The 18,301-nt window shown below is 48.2% G+C and carries 13 protein-coding genes; 4 read left to right on the forward strand and 9 right to left on the reverse strand.

What is annotated here, in order from left to right:
• Positions 1 to 300: 300 nt before the first annotated feature.
• The 3 genes from metE to PGL02S_RS16005 form a co-directional block, all read right to left on the reverse strand.
• Positions 301 to 2,589, reverse strand: coding sequence for a 5-methyltetrahydropteroyltriglutamate--homocysteine S-methyltransferase (gene metE / locus PGL02S_RS15995; protein WP_036642764.1), 2,289 nt, complete (start codon positions 2,587 to 2,589; stop codon positions 301 to 303).
• A 207-nt stretch (positions 2,590 to 2,796) separates the two neighbouring features.
• Entirely contained in the window at positions 2,797 to 3,813 is a 1,017-nt protein-coding gene (locus PGL02S_RS16000; RefSeq protein ID WP_244892262.1) for an ABC transporter substrate-binding protein, read from the reverse strand.
• Between the two features lie 218 nt (positions 3,814 to 4,031).
• Positions 4,032 to 4,820: an AraC family transcriptional regulator gene (locus PGL02S_RS16005; protein WP_051449290.1), complete on the reverse strand. Its 789-nt coding sequence runs from the start codon at positions 4,818 to 4,820 to the stop codon at positions 4,032 to 4,034.
• A 127-nt stretch (positions 4,821 to 4,947) separates the two neighbouring features.
• On the opposite strand from PGL02S_RS16005, the gene PGL02S_RS16010 reads away from it, so the two are divergent.
• Positions 4,948 to 6,189, forward strand: coding sequence for an MFS transporter (locus PGL02S_RS16010; protein WP_036642767.1), 1,242 nt, complete (start codon positions 4,948 to 4,950; stop codon positions 6,187 to 6,189).
• Between the two features lie 111 nt (positions 6,190 to 6,300).
• Here PGL02S_RS16010 and PGL02S_RS16015 read toward each other — a convergent pair whose 3' ends face one another.
• From PGL02S_RS16015 to PGL02S_RS16030, 4 genes are all read right to left on the reverse strand, one after another.
• On the reverse strand, positions 6,301 to 6,981 hold the full coding sequence (locus tag PGL02S_RS16015) for a DUF1266 domain-containing protein (protein WP_063456003.1): 681 nt from the start codon (positions 6,979 to 6,981) through the stop codon (positions 6,301 to 6,303).
• Positions 6,978 to 9,575 (reverse strand): J domain-containing protein, encoded by a 2,598-nt coding sequence (locus PGL02S_RS16020; protein ID WP_036638245.1) that lies wholly within the window; start codon positions 9,573 to 9,575, stop codon positions 6,978 to 6,980. The genes PGL02S_RS16015 and PGL02S_RS16020 overlap by 4 nt, the downstream gene beginning before the upstream one ends.
• Positions 9,575 to 11,278, reverse strand: coding sequence for a molecular chaperone HscC (locus tag PGL02S_RS16025; protein ID WP_036638247.1), 1,704 nt, complete (start codon positions 11,276 to 11,278; stop codon positions 9,575 to 9,577). Before PGL02S_RS16025 ends, PGL02S_RS16020 begins: the two co-directional genes overlap by 1 nt.
• A gap of 243 nt (positions 11,279 to 11,521) precedes the next feature.
• Positions 11,522 to 13,363, reverse strand: coding sequence for a fibronectin type III domain-containing protein (locus PGL02S_RS16030; protein WP_036638248.1), 1,842 nt, complete (start codon positions 13,361 to 13,363; stop codon positions 11,522 to 11,524).
• A 226-nt stretch (positions 13,364 to 13,589) separates the two neighbouring features.
• Between PGL02S_RS16030 and PGL02S_RS16035 the strand changes: the two genes are divergently transcribed.
• From PGL02S_RS16035 to PGL02S_RS16045, 3 genes are all read left to right on the forward strand, one after another.
• Positions 13,590 to 14,360 carry a CAP domain-containing protein gene (locus PGL02S_RS16035; RefSeq protein WP_006209962.1) on the forward strand — a complete coding sequence of 257 codons (771 nt, stop codon included), beginning with the start codon at positions 13,590 to 13,592 and terminating at the stop codon, positions 14,358 to 14,360.
• A 292-nt stretch (positions 14,361 to 14,652) separates the two neighbouring features.
• The gene (locus PGL02S_RS16040) at positions 14,653 to 15,444 is read left to right on the forward strand and encodes a class I SAM-dependent methyltransferase (protein WP_036638361.1); all 792 of its coding nucleotides are present in this window, start codon (positions 14,653 to 14,655) and stop codon (positions 15,442 to 15,444) included.
• A gap of 241 nt (positions 15,445 to 15,685) precedes the next feature.
• Entirely contained in the window at positions 15,686 to 16,633 is a 948-nt protein-coding gene (locus PGL02S_RS16045) for an iron-hydroxamate ABC transporter substrate-binding protein (RefSeq protein WP_036638250.1), read from the forward strand.
• Positions 16,634 to 16,760: 127 nt separating this feature from the next.
• On the opposite strand, the gene PGL02S_RS16050 is transcribed toward PGL02S_RS16045, so the two are convergent.
• The gene (locus tag PGL02S_RS16050) at positions 16,761 to 17,417 is read right to left on the reverse strand and encodes a GAP family protein (protein ID WP_036638253.1); all 657 of its coding nucleotides are present in this window, start codon (positions 17,415 to 17,417) and stop codon (positions 16,761 to 16,763) included.
• Complete coding sequence (locus PGL02S_RS16055) at positions 17,414 to 18,199, reverse strand: MerR family transcriptional regulator (RefSeq protein WP_255308643.1); 786 nt, start codon at positions 18,197 to 18,199, stop codon at positions 17,414 to 17,416. Before PGL02S_RS16055 ends, PGL02S_RS16050 begins: the two co-directional genes overlap by 4 nt.
• Positions 18,200 to 18,301 lie beyond the last annotated feature (102 nt).

The raw sequence follows: 18,301 nt of genomic DNA on the forward strand, positions 1-18,301 counted from the left end.
GGAACTATGCAGGAAATACCTCTCTTTTTATTTTGCTAGACTCGTTCCATAAGAAGAATATAATCGCTGGATGTGACAACGATTTTACCGAGATGTCAACAACTTGTGTCAAAGTGCTGCTCGATATAAATCCAAAACAAATCTATCATTCTGCCGCCCTGGCTGGACTTCCTTGCTTGTTATCTAAAGTCCACCCGTTTCGATACAACAAAAAAAAGCAGGCTGCCGTGGCAGCCTGCTTCTATCGCAACTAAACTATATCCTCCCGCAATCGCAGAGATGTTTCTACATTCCTTCTATTTATACGTTCAATGAATAAGCCGAACGAGCGATTTCTGTCGCTTGAACCATGTTGCGCAAGGATTCCACTGTCTCTTCCTTACCGCGTGTCTTGAGACCGCAGTCCGGATTAATCCAGAACAGCTTCGGATCCAGTACACGGAGTGCGCGATCAATCATACTTGTCATCTCTTCGACTCGAGGTACCCGCGGACTGTGGATATCGTATACACCGAGTCCAATTCCCAGCTTGTACGTGTTGACTTCAAAGCTATGGATCAGTTCGCCATGGCTGCGCGAAGTCTCGATGGAGATCACATCGGCGTCCATGGATTCAATCGAATCAATCATGTCATGGAACTCGCAATAACACATATGCGTATGAATTTGCGTCGTTGGCTGAACCGTGCAAGTGGTCATGCGGAAGGCTTTAACAGCCCATGCCAGATACTCCGCCTGATCTTCTTCCTTAAGCGGAAGTCCTTCGCGCACCGCAGGCTCATCCACCTGAATCATTCCGATGCCTGCTTGCTCCAGCGCCTCGACCTCTTGTCTTAGGGCATAAGCCAGTTGATATGCAATCTGTTCGCGAGTGATATCTTCACGGACGAACGACCAGTTCATGATTGTAATCGGTCCGGTCAGCATCCCTTTAACAGGACGGTTGGTCTTGGACTGTGCATACTTCGTTTCCTCAACGGTCATCGCTTTCTCGAAGGCAACATCCCCGAAGATAACCGGTGGTTTTACGCAGCGGGAGCCATAGGATTGAACCCATCCATACTGCGTGAAGGCAAAGCCCTCCAGCTTCTCACCGAAGAATTCAACCATGTCCGTGCGTTCAAATTCTCCGTGCACAAGCACGTCCAGACCGATCTCTTCCTGCAGCTTGATCCAAATATCGATTTGCTCCTGAATAAAACCCTCATACTGCTCATTATTCCACTCGCCCTTTCGCCACAGCTGGCGAGCCTTGCGTACTTCGGCTGACTGCGGAAAGCTTCCAATGGTAGTTGTCGGAAAAATCGGCAGCTGCCATTTGTTCTGCTGGGCGACGTGACGCTCTGCGAACGGCAGACTGCGAGCCGGCTCCTGTGCACTCACCGCAGCAACAGCCTGCTGAACGTCATGGCGGTTACGCTCACCCGATTGCTTAAGCGCCTGAATTGCAAGCTCGGACTGCTCCAGTTCTTCAGCGATCCGGGCTGCGCCTGTAGAGACCGCTTTCGTTAACAGGACCAGTTCATTCAGCTTCTCATCCGCAAAGGCAAGAGCACCCTTCAGTTCGGGAAGAAGTTTCGTTTCGTTGTTTACTGTCACTGGTACATGGAGCAAACTGCATGAGGATTGAACGATGAGACGCTCAGCAGCCACGTATTGGGTCAATTCCTCCAATTGTGTCAGTTTCTCGCGCAGTGACGCCTTCCAGATACCGCGTCCATCGATGACACCCGCTCCCAGAACTTTGTTCGAAGGAAATCCTGATTCTTTGATGGCTTGGACATTACCAGTCTGCCCATGCACAAAGTCAAGGCCTATGCCACTGACAGGCAGCTGAATGATGTCCTGGTAGTTTTCTACAGCTTCAAAATAGGTTTGCAGCATGATGTTCAAGCCAGGAGCCGAAGCTGCAAATGTTTCGTAGATCGTTCTTAACCGCTGCAGATCGCCATCGCTTAATTTCGTGACAAGAATCGGCTCGTCGATCTGTACCCATTGAACGCCTTCTTGTGCCAATTCCTGAAGAATCTGCACATAAAGGGGTAACAATTTCTTGAGCCAAGCATCCGTCTCCGAGGGCTGATATCCCTTCGACAATTTCAGGAAGGTTAACGGGCCAACAATTACCGGCTTGCCTTCAATCCCGAGCTTTTCCTTCGCCTCTTTATAGGCAGCAAGCGGTCTGTTCTCCGTAAGAACCGGCGTCGCTCCATCCAATTCAGGCACGATATAATGATAATTGGTGTTAAACCACTTGGTCATTTCACTTGCCGTAGCATCCTTGGTTCCGCGTGCAATGCCATAATAAACGGACAAAGGCACCTCGCCGCCCTTATAGGGAAAACGCTTCGGTATAATGCCAAACATTGTTGCCGTATCCAGAACGTGATCGTAATAACTGAAGTCATTGACCGCAATGAGATCAATTCCCTTCTCCTGCTGCTTGCGTAAATGATTCAGTCGAATCTCCTGCAGCTGCTGGTGGAACTCCGATTCTTCAAGCTTCCCCGCCCAGAACGCTTCTAACGCTTTCTTCCATTCACGATCCGCACCAATTCGTGGATACCCCAAAACGCTGCTTCTTGTCATCTATGTAACACTCCCATACAAATTGTTACAAAGAAGATATCATGTATTCATCGGTATAGTGTAACTCGAATAAGCTATATCCAGTTATAGCTTAAGGCTATAACAAAGTTGCTAGTACCGATCTATCCAGAGCCGTCCGTCATTCGCAGCTCTCTCCAATTTAAATAGCCCTGACGGCCATGAAAGGCACTTGTCAGAGCTGATTGGTTATTTGACCGACAGCAAGCTGTCCGAGATGAATTGAAGCTGTGCTTCCAAGGATACCGGATCGTTGTATGTGTCACCTTTCGGATTCAACTGGAACACATGGCCCGCTATGACGGCAGGCAGCCCTTTCCAGATGGCGCTGTCATACACGACCTTCGGATCACTCGTATCACCCGACCATGCACAGGTAAAAATGATGTCCCCCGTAAACTCGGGAAGCTTCTCCAGTGAAATGGAGGCCCATCCCGTACCGCTGTCAATAGCGGCTTTTTGTGCTTCAGGCGGTGCTTTCAAGCCGAATTCGCTATAGATGATTTCTCCCCCGCGCCCATAGTTATGACCAAACACGTATAACCCTTTGGCGTAAGGATTAATGATGGAGACGGTTTTGTTTCCCACGGCTGCCTGAACCTTGGGTTTCAGCTCACTGATCTTCAATTCCCACTGATCGACCCATTCTTGTGCTTCCTTCTCTTTCCCGGTCAATTTGCCGAAATCCAACACCTGGTCTTTATAATTTTTCTTTCCGTAATCGATTGCCACAACCGGCGCAATCTGTTCGAGCTTATCGATTCCTTCCGTTCCGTTAAACGTGACGATAAGATCGGGGTTCAACTGAAGGATATTCTCCGGCGAGGGTTCATTGCCGAGATTCGCTACGCCATCCAATTGGTCTTGGAAATATGGATTTTCCGTCGCTCCTTCCAACACCCCTACCGGTGTTACACCGATAGCCAGAAAATAACCGGTATAAAAGTTCGTCAAATCCACGATGCGCTGCGGATTTTTTGGTACTTCGATGTCTCCGTTACCGGCCTGGAAGATGACCGTATCTCCTGTGTCCGAAGATTCCGCACCACTCGAAGAAGGCGCCGTCTCCGCGGTTGTCGAAGAGCTTGATTTTAGCTCTGCTCCGGATGAAGCGGAGCCCCCTCCTGATTGTCCGCATGCGGACAATAGCAGCGCGGCACCTAAGATCACAACCAGAATCAAATACAATTTTGTGACTTTATACACAGAATGATACAAAGAATATCCACCCCTATAATTGATATTGATAATCATTATCAATTTATCACGGGAATCATGGACAAGCAATTGTTTTTTTAGAAGCGGCTAAATTCTGCCGGAAGTGTACTCCTTGTATGCGGAATACTGCGCAGATTGAAATGAAATATGACGCGGTTTATAGCTTTGATCGTGGTGAGCGAAGTGTTGGCTTTCTGGAGACCGATTCAGATCCGCATCTCATTGCGGTACCGTTCCGGCGTCATGCCAACGTTCTTCAAGAAGGCCCTATGAAATTGACTGGTGCTGGCAAAGCCCAGCTCGAAACTGATCTCGGTCACGGTCTTCCCCGTTCGCTTCAACTGCACTTTGGCCTCTTCAACACGCCGCTGCAATACATATTGATACGGCGATAATCCCGTTATGGACTTGAACGAGCGAATGAAATGATAACGGCTTTGCATCGCCATACTCGCGAGTGTATCCACGTTGATCGGCTCGGCGTAGTGTGCATGGATATATTCAAGCACCCGTGAATAATGAAAATCCGGGCCCGGCTGGTTTTCCCTGCAGGTTTTACGGGAAGAATCGCCCCACAGGAGTTCCTCGACGCCCGCCAGAATCCGTGACTCCGTTTCATCGACTGCCATCGGATCCAATCGATCCGGGACCAGTAATTCCGATGCCCATTGTTGATAATAATCAGCTACTTTACCAATATCGAACGTCTGTCTCAATCGAAATTCCTCTGGCATGCGGTGGGATTGATTATTCGAATCAAGGGTTTTTATTCGTATAATTAACACGCTTGCTCCGTTCTCAATGTGAAAGGAATGACTGTCTCGCGGCTGTAATATGAGACCTTCGCCTGCTGACAGCGTTACGGGTTTATGTTCGTGCGTAAAAAAACAGGTTCCCTGCATGGGGATCGTCAATTGATATTGATTGTCATGTTTATGGGTCATATTCTCAAATGTATTGGAAATCTTATGCAGTTCCAGCTGTGGAAGTATCATCTCGATCCTCATCCGTTCTCACCCCGAGCAGATTATAGCATAATTTGCTCCACCCCTAAGCAACAATCACAACGACATCTCCTTATGAAATCCGCTAATATGGAAAAAAAATAAAGGATGTGGAGAAATGTCACAACAAAACATAGCGGCAGACACAAGTAAAAATACAGCGTTAGCTGTACTGCTGGGCGTCAGTGCCGCCCATCTGCTGAATGACGCCATGCAGTCGGTCGTACCCGCTGTCTTCCCGCTCTTTCAGCAGAACATGCAGCTTAGCTACGCAGAAATCGGATGGGTCGCGTTTACGCTGAATATCACCGCATCCATTCTACAGCCCGCCATCGGATACGTTACGGATCGGCGTCCGATCCCGCTGCTGCTGCCACTCGGGATGTTGTTCACCTTGCTTGGCATGGCTGGACTGGCTCTATCGCCTTCGTTCTTCTATCTTCTGCTATCCGCGGCCTTGATCGGTGTCGGCTCTTCCGTCCTGCATCCGGAATCATCCCGCGTAGCCCATCTGGCGATGCATCAGCGCAAGGGACTTGCCCAATCCGTATTTCAGGTAGGGGGCAACACCGGCCAGGCATTTGCGCCATTGATGGCTGCCTTTATTATCATTCCTCAGGGGCAGCTCGGATTTCTATGGTTCACTCTGCTCGCAGGGATAGGCATCGGACTTCAACTCTGGATCAGCCGCTGGTATGCGGTTCAGACCAGACCTGCTAAGGTATCGCAGCATTCAAGCAACGTCAGAGACGATAGCCGTTTTAGCAAGCCGTTTATTGTCTATGTGCTTGGAATTCTCATCCTGATGTTATTCTCCAAATTTGTTTATCTCGCCAGTATGACCGGATATTATTCGTTTTACTACATGGACAAATTCCATTTGCCTCTGAAAAACGCTCAAATCTGTATCTTCACACTTCAATTAGCCGGCATGGTGGGAACGTTTTTGGGAGGCCCGCTGGCAGACCGCTTTGGACGACAGAAAATGATTTGGTTTTCGATTCTGGGCACCTCCCCCTTCTCGCTTCTGTTGCCGTATGCTGGCCCGGTTGGATCTGTTATTCTATGCATGATGATCGGCGCCGTCCTGATGTCAGGCTTCTCCGTCATCATCGTATATGCCCAGGAAATGCTCCCCGGTCACGTCGGAACGGTTGCCGGCCTGTTCTTCGGATTGTCGTTTGGCATGGGCGGACTTGGTTCCGTCATCATGGGCTCCCTGATGGATATGCATGGGGTCGAACTGATGATCCGGGTGTGCGCTTTTCTGCCGTTGCTTGGTTTGTTTGCTCTGCTGCTTCCTAAAGACTCCGTCATTATGGGTGCAACTTCTGGAGAAAACCGTGCTCATACCCTTTAAGACTAATCGAATGGAATCGATACTGGCTTGATGCAAAAGAAACATTAAATGCAAAGAGCTTGGCGGTAAGCCAAGCTCTTGTAAACATATAAAGATGACACTCTAAATCGGTTAGTGGCCTATTTTAGCAGCTTGAAACTCCAGCTCCATATCCCATGACAGTATCCTCCAAGGACTGTCTGACTGATTAAGCGAATGGCGGATATGACGAATATGTCCCACTGTTACCTCATCCTCAAGCTCTTTGGCCCAGAACTGGCGGCCGATGATATAAGCCATGCCATATTCCTCCCAGCTCGCGTACGATTGCTGAATCAATTGTGCGTTTTGCATCAGATAATGCCAAGCTTCTTCCTGCTGAATATGACCAAACGTCATGCATAAATGACAAATAAAAGCGGCTCGTCCCAAATCCCAGGCCAGAATGCCGGCAGTTGGCAGGTGTCTGTGATAACGTTGAATGATGAGTAATTCGACTGCACTGAATTCATCTTGTATGGATGAAATATAACGGTTCTGCTGCTGTGGCGTCATGAGTGGCAAACCACTACGGAGACGATCAAATTTCACGCGATGCCCACCCTCTACCGTGAGCCAATTCAACACGCGCCAAGCCGAGCTTTCGTCCCTTATGTCCCATGCGTCGACCAATACCTCTTGATTAATCCGATCCCCTTCGGCTCCGCTTCGCGCCAGATCATATTGGCATGTAAAATGGACCCTGTTGTTATGAAGCAGAACGTCTCCCAGCGCTAGCGCCCAAAGCTGGCTTTTACTTAAATGACTGCTCATTGTTTTATCACGACTCCCGGATATTCATTCTGAAGCTGCGGATCTCCCAGAATATCCGGGTAATCCAAATTCTGCACGACCGGTTTATTTGCTGCGGTTGGAAGAAGACCTAACCTTGCGAACAGATTTTTGCGTTTATTCATTTGCTCCTCCATTTGCTTCAAACGCTCCTCGTACTCCCCATGCCCCGGACGATCCTGAAGCGCTTCACGTGCCATCGAAAGTGCATCATGCGATTCCCCGAGCTGATAAAGAACCAGACTGTAATAGCTGCAGGTATCTCCGCGGAGTCCCCCTTGGTAAGCCAGTTTAAAAAACTTCGCTGCTTCCTTATAGTTGTTGACATAGTACAAAAAGACTCCGCCGTAAAACCAGATATAGGGATTTCGGGATTGCAGATCAAAAGTCTCAAAATACGTTTCCAGACTACCTTCAATCTTGTCCCAATTCTGCAATTCGGCATGAACCCTTACAGTATGCAGCATCGCCCATTCGTTCTGATCATCCAGACGCAGCACTTCTTCCAATGGCTGGATGACCTCCTTAAATCTGCGAGCTGCCAGCAGAGCGGCTGCAAAAAGCTTGATGTATTGGGCCCTGTCCATATCCGATGGCAGATACTTAAGCATTTCATTAAAAAAAGAGACCGCAGCATTCCAATCCTTCAGGTAAAAGCTGCTGATTCCGCTGATTAAGTTGGCATCAAATTGCGAATCACCAGGAACAAGCTCCATAAATATCCGCAGATCGGCGCGGCAAAGCTCGAATTCTTTCAGCATGAATCTCGCAAACGCCCTGTTGTAATATGCATAGGGATGGTTATTCCGCTCTATATCCGCATCGAATATTTGAACGGCTTCCCGGTACTGGCCGTTCAGACGAAGCGCAGATCCGTATTCGAAATAGTGTTCTTGTCCCTTGTCATCATCCAGCTTCGCCTTTCCGAAATGAAACACACTTTCCTCATACTGATCCAGATGATAATAGCAGCTGCCCAGATCTGCACGAAGAAACCAAAGGTCTTCGATGTCCAGAGCTTTTTTATAATAAAGAACCGCTTCTTCAAACCGCTGAGCTTCTTTTGACATGACTGCCAAGTAGCGAAGCGATAACAGATGACCGGGATCCAGTGCCAGCACCAGTTCAAACTGCTGAATAGCAGCGGGATAATCCGACTGCTGGTACGCGTTTATCCCTGTTTGGTAGCGTAATTCCAACAGAAACGCTTCGTCCTTATTCTCTGCGCTGCCGGCAGCAGCGTAGTATCGGGTTGCTTCCTCGTATTGTTCCTCTTGATGCAGCGAATAGCCGAGTTGATAGTTCTGCCTAGCTGTAAGCTCGCCGAGCTGCACGAGCTGAAGCCATACGCCGACAGCCTGATCATACTGCTGCTGCTCCATATACAGACCGGCCAATTCATCCAACGTTTTCATTTGATCCGGTCGATCTTCAACCTCCAAGCGCATCTTCATTTGCTGCTCAAGCCGCTGATTCAGCGTGTCTATCTGAGTGTGAGCATGCAGGTCCCAGGGACATAGCTGCTTGATTCGAAGGTATAACTCTCTTGACTCCTTGATCCGGCCCAGCTGCTCAAGACATTGAGCTGCCCCGGTCAAAGCCTGGGCATGATCCGGGGTATGCACAAGAACTTTTTGGTACATGGAATAGGCATCTTCCAGCATTCCTAATTGAAGCATACAGTAAGCCAGGTCGCTGTTGTGATGGACTTCCGCATTCCCGGAAGCTTCCATCCTCTTGAAGGCTTTGAAGGCTTCCTCCCAATTGCTGTACTGCAAGCAAAGCTCCCCAATCATCCGATTGAGATCAGGTTCTCCCGGCATGATCTGAGCGGCTTCCCGAAGCCAGTGCTCCGCACCTTCCACATTCCCTTGGACTAAGCAAATCTGTGCATTTGATCGGGCAGCCAGAAATTGCTCCAGTTCATCCAGCGGGGTCATGCTGTCTGTTACATAGTCATAGCGAAGATCCCAGAAGCCTTCAAGCTGCATCATCACATAATCCACATATGTCTTGGGAAACAGCTCCTGCATCTCTATTTCCATGCTGCTCCACGCGAATGTCTCATCCAGCAATCTCCAGACCGGACCTGGAGCCCAAGCTCTATCCGCAAACAGCCGCAATACCTCGAATTGAAGCCGCTGTCTGGTTTCGAAGCCCGAGAATCTCTCATCCTCCAGCAGGGTAATCCAGCGATCCTCGTCCACTCGCGTTTGAATGTCATCATACAGATCGACAGCTTGAAGTAAAAACTCGTTAGCTAAAGCAGCCGGCAGGCTGTTAGAGGAATTCTGCTCTTGTATATCGGGTAAATCCCGCTCATGAACCGAGTCCTCCGTCCAATCATCAAACACTCCTGGATGATCTGCGTCTGCGTTTACTGCCGAAGGTGCTTGAGTTTGTCTTTGTATGTCCTTAGCTTCTTTTAAAGCGGCATCATAGGCTGTTCGAAGCTTCTGAAAGCCTTCAGGGTCCTCTTCGGGATGATGAAATTTAAGCCGGGCCATATAAGCGCGTTTAATAAGTACCGCATCCTCAGTAGGCTGGATGCCAAGAAAACTCCATATATCTGTCATTAGAAATCCGTCATCCTTTCGAGTTCGTCCAACCAGGCCTTGCAATGCTCCGCTGCTTTACGAATCTCCCTGTCGTTCTGACGGCGGAGAATATCCTCGAATTGGCGAAGCACGGAGGCAATCTGTTCACGTGATGATCCGAGCGATTCTTCATAAAGCCGTTCCCCGCGTGCTAGCAGAAGCCTGTTCTCCATTCGGTCTCTAGGGTGGATTTTAATGTCCGAAAGCTCTTTAAACCGCTGCTCAATCTGCTCCTTGGAGAACTGGCCAGGATTCTCCTCAATCACAATTCGGGATTGTTCCCCAGTACTTACCACGGTGGCTTCCACTTCTAAAATGCCGTTAATATCATATGTAAAACGTACCTCGACCACCTCTTCCCCTTTAGGCGAAGCTGGAAGTTTGACCGAAAATTCACCTAGTCTGATATTGTTTTGCGTTAGCCTGCTTTCCCCTTGATATACAACAATGCTCATATCTTTCTGACTCTCACGGATCGTGCTATAGCTCTCTGTTCTGCTGACGGGCACAACCGTATTACGATCTATGATTGGACTGAAATGACCCGATTCAAAATACCCGGAGGCATTCTCTACTGAAACGCCTATGCCTAATGTATAGGGGCACACATCGGTTAATACGATATCATGTAACGCGGCATCTCTTGCCTTCATTCCAGCCTGGATGGCTGCACCAAGAGCCACTGTCTCGTCTGGATCGATATGAGCCGATGGCAGTCTGCCAAACAGTCTGGCAGCAAATCCAGTAATGATAGGCATGCGAGTCGCTCCACCGACCAAAATAATCGCATCCAAATCAGAGGGACGTATTGCGGCATCTCTTATCGCTCGTTCCATCGGCTGACGGAGACGGGCCAATAAGGGTTTAGCCAAAAGCTCAAACCGCTCCGCAGTAATCGTGCATCGCAGAAGCTCCTCATTGCTCACAATTTCCATATCCGCAGCTTTTCCCCTGGATAAGGAATGCTTGGCCTTTTCCGCCTGCTTCCGGATCAGGTTTGCCAGCTTGGGGTCCTCCAGGTCAAGCATGCCTTCCTTTTGCCGGATCATGAATTCTTGCATCAGCAGTTCCGTAAAATCTTCCCCGCCAAGAAAATTATCGCCTGCTACCGCCTGAACTTCCATCAGGTCTTCGAATCGCTCCAGTATCGAAACATCGAATGTCCCTCCACCCAGGTCAAAGACAAGAAATCGCGTGCTCGGTTCTTCTAAATGCAGGCCATAAGCAACAGCTGCAGCTGTAGGCTCATTAATGAGACGCTCGACCTTCAATCCCGCTAACTGGCCCGCTCTTTTCGTCGCTTTGCGCTGTGCATCGTTAAAATAAGCGGGTACACTGATAACGGCTTCCGTAACGGGCGTTCCAAGATACGCCTCTGCATCCTCCTTCAAGGCCCGCAATACAAAAGATGACAAATCCTCCGGACTAAATTGGTGTTCGCCCAAGAGAAACGTTTTATTTGTTCCCATATACCGCTTAAACACCGAGGCAGTCAATTGCGGATGGGTTATCATTCGCTGCTGTGCCGCTTCCCCGACGAGAATTTGTCCATCTTCGTCCACGCTGATTACGGAGGGGGTCAAATGCTGCCCGAGTGCGTTCGGTAAGATTTTGGCACCTTCCGGAGAATAAACTGCTACCACACTGTTCGTTGTACCCAAATCAATTCCAATAATCGTCAATATGTTGTACCTCCCACGATGAACTGCATTAGCGCTGCATCAACGTTCAATTTAGCTGTTAGGCAATTTGACGCATTCAATACCTTAGTTGTCTAAAACGCCTATACAGTATATCGGACAATCAAGAACAGTTCTATAGAATTTAATCCAAACCTTTCGGCTAACTTCCTGGATCCACGATAAAGAAGCATCCAGTTCCTGCCCTCTGGATGCTTCCTTTTGTTCATTCAGAGTGTATACACATTATTTCAATAACCACAGTGCCGGTACATTGGGCGGTTCCCAGCCAGTCAGCGATGTATGCGGCTGACGACAGATGTAGGTTTTCCCTCCGTAGGCCACTTCGTCGTTGACTTTGTAGCTGACATTTGCCGCCCAGGGCTGCGCACCGCTTTGCGGAGCAGTTGTCACACTGATGATGGTACCTGCCGACACATTTCCGGCTGCATCCTTAGCCGTCACGGTGAATGAGTAGCTCGTATTAGCCGTCAACCCGTTAATCGTAGCGGACGTTCCCGCTGTATTAACGGAGCTGGTTCCGTAGGTGACTATGTAGCCTGTTACACCGACATTGTCAGTGGAAGCATTCCAGCTTAAGGAAACGCTTGTTGCCGTCTTGGCTGTCACTTGAACATTGCCCGGGGCCGTCGGAGGTGTTGTATCTCCCCCCGTACCTGGGGGATCGGTTGTCACGGTAAGCGGTGTGCTGGCTGCGGATTGGTTGCCTCTCGCGTCAACCGCCTTGACCGTGAACGTATAGGATGTGTCCGGTGTTAAACCTGAAATCACTGTACTGGTCCCGGTCACGCTGACGGATTGGGAACCGTAGTACACGATATAACCTGTCACTCCCACATTATCCGTGGATGCCGTCCAGCTTAAGCTTACGCTCGTTGCAGATTTGGACATGGAGGTCACATGGGTCGGAGCCGTTGGCGGCTGCGTGTCCGGCAACGGCGGACTTAGAGCATCCAGATAAGCGCGATGACTGTTCGAGAATTCAAAATTGTTGAATTTATCCCAGTTGACGGACCAGGTCATAAGACCGCGGAAATTCGGATATCCGCTTACGCTTCCCCGGGTTTTATAGCTCGGCAGCTGGACGCCTTTAATCAGTGCATCCAGCGCCTTGTGTACTTCCGCAACCGAAGTAAAACCCCCGCCTGCATTGACGTTGGCCGGCAGCCCGAGCACGACTTGGTCCGGACGCAGCGGTGGAAACATCTGATTCGGGTTTTTGGCAACAGGGAATCCGGTTAAGATCATATCTGCCATGGCAACGTGAAAATCGGCATTTCCCATATTATGATACTGATCGTCCAGCCCCGTAATCGGACCCGAGTTATAGTTCTGCACCTGCAGCCAATCGAGGATATCGCGTGTGGCATAAATAACCGGCAGATAAGCTCCTGCGCGGTTGTCACAGCTGATGCAGCTGCCACCGTAGAAGCTATAGCCAAGCTGTACAAAAAACGTTTCAGGTGCCATCGATAAATAAAACGGTCCCGTTCCAAAATGGTTATTAATTGTGCGCAGGGCGGAGATCAAGTTGACGATGACCGGCGTGGTCGGGTTCTTGAAGTCGCTGTCCCCCGAATTTAAATAAAGCGAATGGCCTTCGAAGTCCACGTCCAGTCCATCAAATCCGTATTTTTCGATGATCGCGATAACGGAGTTCACGAAATTATCCCTGGCGGAAGTGCTGGGAAGCTGTACCTGCCCGTTTGCACCTCCTATGGAAATGATGACCTTCTTCCCCTGACTTTGAAGATATGCAACATCTGCTTTGAAGTCTGCCTCCGTATAGTTGTAAGGAATGAAGCCGATAGTTCCGTTGGTTACACCGGATGTTGGTTCAGCAAAAGATACGTTGATGATGTCGAATTTGGGAGATACGTCCCTAAGCTTGATAAAACCGGATCCGTTATCGAAGTTATGCCAATAGCCGACAAGGGTTTTGCTTGCCACAGCCGCGTGTGCTTTAGGGATATGAATCGCCGTTACCTGAAGAAGCGATAAGACCACCATAACCATCAGTGCCTTAATCCATGATGATTTGCGATGTTTAAAGCGATTGACGGGCATCCTGAGTATTCCTCCTTCACAACCGAATGATAGCGTTCTCAAATCACCCTTAAAAAGAGTTGCATTCAGCGAACCTCCTTTCTTACCCGATTAAGGCGATCAGGACATTAGGGATCATATGTTTATATATGGTAATAAATTCTGGCTGAAAACGAATAATTCAGTGCCAGGCAGGAAATCCTAATTCCCGGCAACTTCATTAAAATAACACTGAGGAGATCTGTTCATGATCAAACATTTGAAGGATATCGGGCTCGGACTGGCTGTCTTAATCCTGATTGCAGGCTGTACGCCAAATAACCAGGTAAATCAGCAGCAAGTTAGCCACAAACCCTTAACACAGAAGCAAGTGAATCCTGCTCCGGTCCAAATATCGTCCCATACACGCAATGCTCAACCAAAGCCACTCTCCACCACCACACAAGCATCTTCCACTTCGACTTTTTGGATGAATGCTTCAAGGTTGTCGGCTAAAGGAACCCAGGACGAACTCCCATCGGAGCTGCTTGATCTGCTTCAGCCAGGAACCAATAATCCAGCAGGACAAGCTCCGGCTCCGGCAAATAACAATGGAGAACAAACGTCAGACAGGAGTGGTGCAGGAAACAATAAGGGAAATCAGAAAGACTCCTCCCAATTCGCTCAGCAGGTATTGGACCTGGTTAACAAAGAACGATCCAAAGCAGGACTTGGCTCTTTAACCATGGATGAAGAGCTGTCCAAGATGGCTATGGCGAAGGCTGAGGACATGTATGATAACAATTACTTTGACCACAATTCCCCGACGCACGGGTCGCCTATGGACATGATGAAAGAATATGGCATCACCTATAACTCCGCCGGCGAAAATATTGCCAAGGGACAGACCAGCCCTTCTCAAGTCATGAAAGATTGGATGAACAGCCCGGGCCATAAAGCCAATATCTTGAACAAAAGCTATACCAAGATTGGCATTGCTTTTTACAATAACGAATGGGTTCAGGAATTTACCGGTTAACACTTCAGAAGCTAAAGCCTGGTCGATATGACCAGGCTTTAGCTTTTGATTTATCGTGCTAAGGTGCCGCTCTAGGTAGCTGCCCCTGAGGCGGATATATCTCAACGTGCTTAGAAGGATCGACGTTTGGGCTCTCCGGTGGTTATTTAGTGGTTGCTGCCGTTTACAGCAGAAAAAATGTATGATAAATTAAGTTATATCTCACCAAGCAATATATAGTTTCATCTAGTGAAACTATATTTAATTTTTGTTTTTAATCTCTGAACTCATTTTGAATGTAGGAGGAATAACCATCGAAGATTCAATAAAAAGCCAAGTGCAGCAGCAATTTGCCAAGAACGCTGGAAAATATGTAACAAGTCAAGGGCATGCCAAAGGTGAAGACCTATCCCTGCTGGTCTCTTGTTCCCAGGCGGACCAGACCATGGAGGTGCTGGACATCGCAACCGGCGGTGGACATGTGGCTAATGCCCTCGCTCCACTTGTCCGCCGCGTAACGGCCTTTGACTTGACGGAGGAAATGCTGACAACCGCCGCTGCTTTCATTCATGGAAACGGCCATACCAACGTTGATTTCGTGCAAGGGGATGCGGAACAACTGCCTTTCGAGGATGCTTCTTTTGATCTGGTAACCTGCAGGATTGCGGCTCATCATTTTCCGGATGTACCTGCTTTCGTGCGCGAGTCCCTTCGCGTGCTCAAACCCGGTGGTAAAATCCTGCTCATCGATAATGTCGCTCCGGAAAAAGAGAATTTGGATGAATTCTATAATGAAATAGAAAAACAAAGAGATTACAGCCACGTCCGTGCATGGAAGAAATCGGAATGGATTCATCTTCTGGAGCTCACTGGCTTCCGCACAGAAATGGCCGTGACTTTCCAGAAGCCCTTTCAATTCCACGACTGGTGCGAGCGATCCGGGCTGGCTGAGGAGGAGAAGATTCTACTGGAGCAGAAGCTGCTTCATGCTTCCGAGGAGGCACGGCGCTACTTCTTGGTGCGAAGCGATAAGACCGGTGCTGTCTCCGGTTTTACCGGTGAGTCCATCTATATTCAAGCGAGCCGCTCTTCTGTACTGAACTGAGCTCCTACGCACAATATATATTTTGACAGAAAACCGCCATGTCCAGCATAGGCGGTTTTCTGTTGCTCTGCTGTGCTGTGCCGATCTCCCGAGTCATAATTCATATAAATGCTATTGACAGGCATCGCGAGTAGCCTTACAATAACCCGAGAATGATAATCATTATCGATTTTGAATTCAACACACACGATTGAAATGATGATTGTTCAAAAATACATAGCTTTTTTGGGGGAGAATCATTTTGAAAAAATATTTCACACTGTCCATCCTGCTAGCCCTTCTGCTTTTAAGCGCTTGTGGCGGTCAAACAAACAGCACCAATACAGAAAGTAATGAAAATAAGCCCTCCGAAGAAATCTCCTCTTCGAAATCCGATACCTTTACTTATCAATCGGAGAACGGGCCCGTAGAGGTTCCAACCAATCCACAGCGTGTCGTTGTGCTTACCCGATTCTTGACGGGGAATGTGATGGCCCTCGGAGTACCCCTCGTAGGCGTAGACGAAATGTCCAAAACAAATCCTCAGTTCGAGGAAAAGCTGAAAGATATTGAAGTGGTATCCGACGAAAGTCTGGAGAAAATCATCGAACTGGAGCCGGATCTGATTATCGGTCTATCCAGCATTAAAAATATCGATAAATTCCAAGAAATAGCTCCTACCGTAACCTATACCTATGGAAAAGTTGATTATTTGACACAGCAGGTCGAAATCGGCAAGCTGTTGAACAAGGAAAAAGAAGCACAAGCCTGGGTTGACGATTTCAAAGTCCGTGCTCAAAAAGCCGGAGAAGAAATCAAAGCCAAAATCGGTGAAGATGCAACAGTTTCCGTCGTGGAGACGTTCAATAAACAGCTCTACGTTTATGGATTTAATTATGGTCGCGGAACAGAGATCCTGTATAACGAATTCAAGCTTGCCATGCCGGAGAAAGTAAAGGAAGCTACAGCAAAAGACGGCTATTTCACTTTGTCGTCCGAAGTACTGAAAGATTACTTCGCTGACTATGTCATCTTCAGTAAAAACGCAGAGGAAGACACTTCCTTCCAAAATACGGATATGTACAAGAACATTCCGGCAGTCAAAAACAACCGTGTATTCGAAGTCGATGCCAAAACATTCTACTTCAATGACCCGTTAAGCCTCGAATATCAACTGGATTTCTTCACCCAACATTTCCTCGGCAAATAATCGCTCCCCCCGCATCCTGAATCACACCGAGATTTAGTTATACTCGCATAACATCGAAGGACCTGTCTGTTATGGACAGGTCCTTCTGTTATTTTCTTTCTGTTACTTTCGTTTCAAGCATATGCGTTTACAAATAATCGATACTGTTTAACACCAAAATCACTCCGGCAATACACAACACCCACGATAACAGGGAACCGGAGCTTTCGGCAATCTTCACACGCAGCTTCTCCAGCGGTCTCTGCATCATGCGGCCTAATACAAGGTGTAATCCGAGCAAGATCAATGGAGGAAGCACCATCACCATATTATAAGCAGCCAGGATCGGAACCCATTGAATCGTGTTCAATTGGGCGGTAGTCATTAGCCCGACCGCTGCGAAATAAGGAAGCGCGGTGGCCACCTCAATGAGTGAAGTGGTGAAACCTAGCCCGATCATGGCGCCGAAGCTTTTTGATTTCGGGCGGCGCGGTGCGGATGTCTTTTTCGTAGGAACATAAAAACTCGCAACAAACAGGACTCCACCGAGAATGGCCATCATCCAGCTGACCGTTCGATTCTGAAAGATATCGGATACCGATTTCATGACAGCATCCAAGCCGAGCATGAGCGCAGCTCCAACCAAGAAGTAGAAACCGGCCACCGTAACCAAGTAAACACCTAAACGGGAGATGAGTCGATCGCGCTCGCTCAGAAGCAAATATACCGTTATCCCCAGCGCAGCCGGGCTTAGCATATCTAATAGTGACAATACCCCAATGGATAGCAGCAGCTCCAGTGTCATGATGTCTCCCCCCTCTCCGTTTGTTGTTCTTCCTTGCGCGTTACATAAATATGAAATGCCAGTTCCATAAATTCAAGAAGCTCTTGTTCTATAGGGTATAGCCCCATCTGCTCGGACTGATCCGGTGATTTACGAATCTCCCACAACTTGTCCACGAAAGAGTCCTCTTCTTCAAAATGCTCCAAGCGTTTCTCATCCATGCGCCGTACAATTCTTTGCACATCGGGCGAATCCGGAGAATTCTCCATCAGCCTTTTGAGCTGACCTAGCAGAGCGATCCATTCCAGCGAGTCGGGATCTGCACTGTTCATGTTAGGAAGCAGACTCAGCATTTCCACCTCACGTTCATCAAACATTTGATTGCGGAACGATTGTTTTAGCGATGGATCTTGTCCTGATAGCTGGATTAATTTCTGAATAACCGCCCAGCTCGTCTCGCCTTCCACCACAATGCTGTGGAGTACTGCTCGTAAAGCCGATTCCATCTGACTCAGCTTCCTTTGTTCCTTATGAACAAAGTCTAACTGATTCATGAGACTGGTAGACCAATTCCACTCCCGGCTCGAGATCATATCTGATATTTCCTGCAAGCTGAAGCCCAGCTTCTTCAGAAACTGAATTTGCTGCAGTTTCCGCAGCTCCACATCGCTATATATCCGGTGCTTGCCCGGTGTTTTGGAAGCAGGAATCAATAAACCAATCTGATCATAATAGCGCAGCGTTCTCACCGTAATCCCCGTCTGTTTTGATAACTCCTGAATAGGAATCGAATTCAACTTCAACACCTGCTTTCTTCCATTCATCTTATGAACTTAACTATATAAGATGACGCAGTGTCACTTTCAAGCATATTCTAGAAAAAAGTTATCTTTATAAACAAAAAA

This window comes from Paenibacillus glucanolyticus NBRC 15330, from assembly GCF_004000885.1.
Lineage (GTDB): Bacteria > Bacillota > Bacilli > Paenibacillales > Paenibacillaceae > Paenibacillus_AQ > Paenibacillus_AQ glucanolyticus.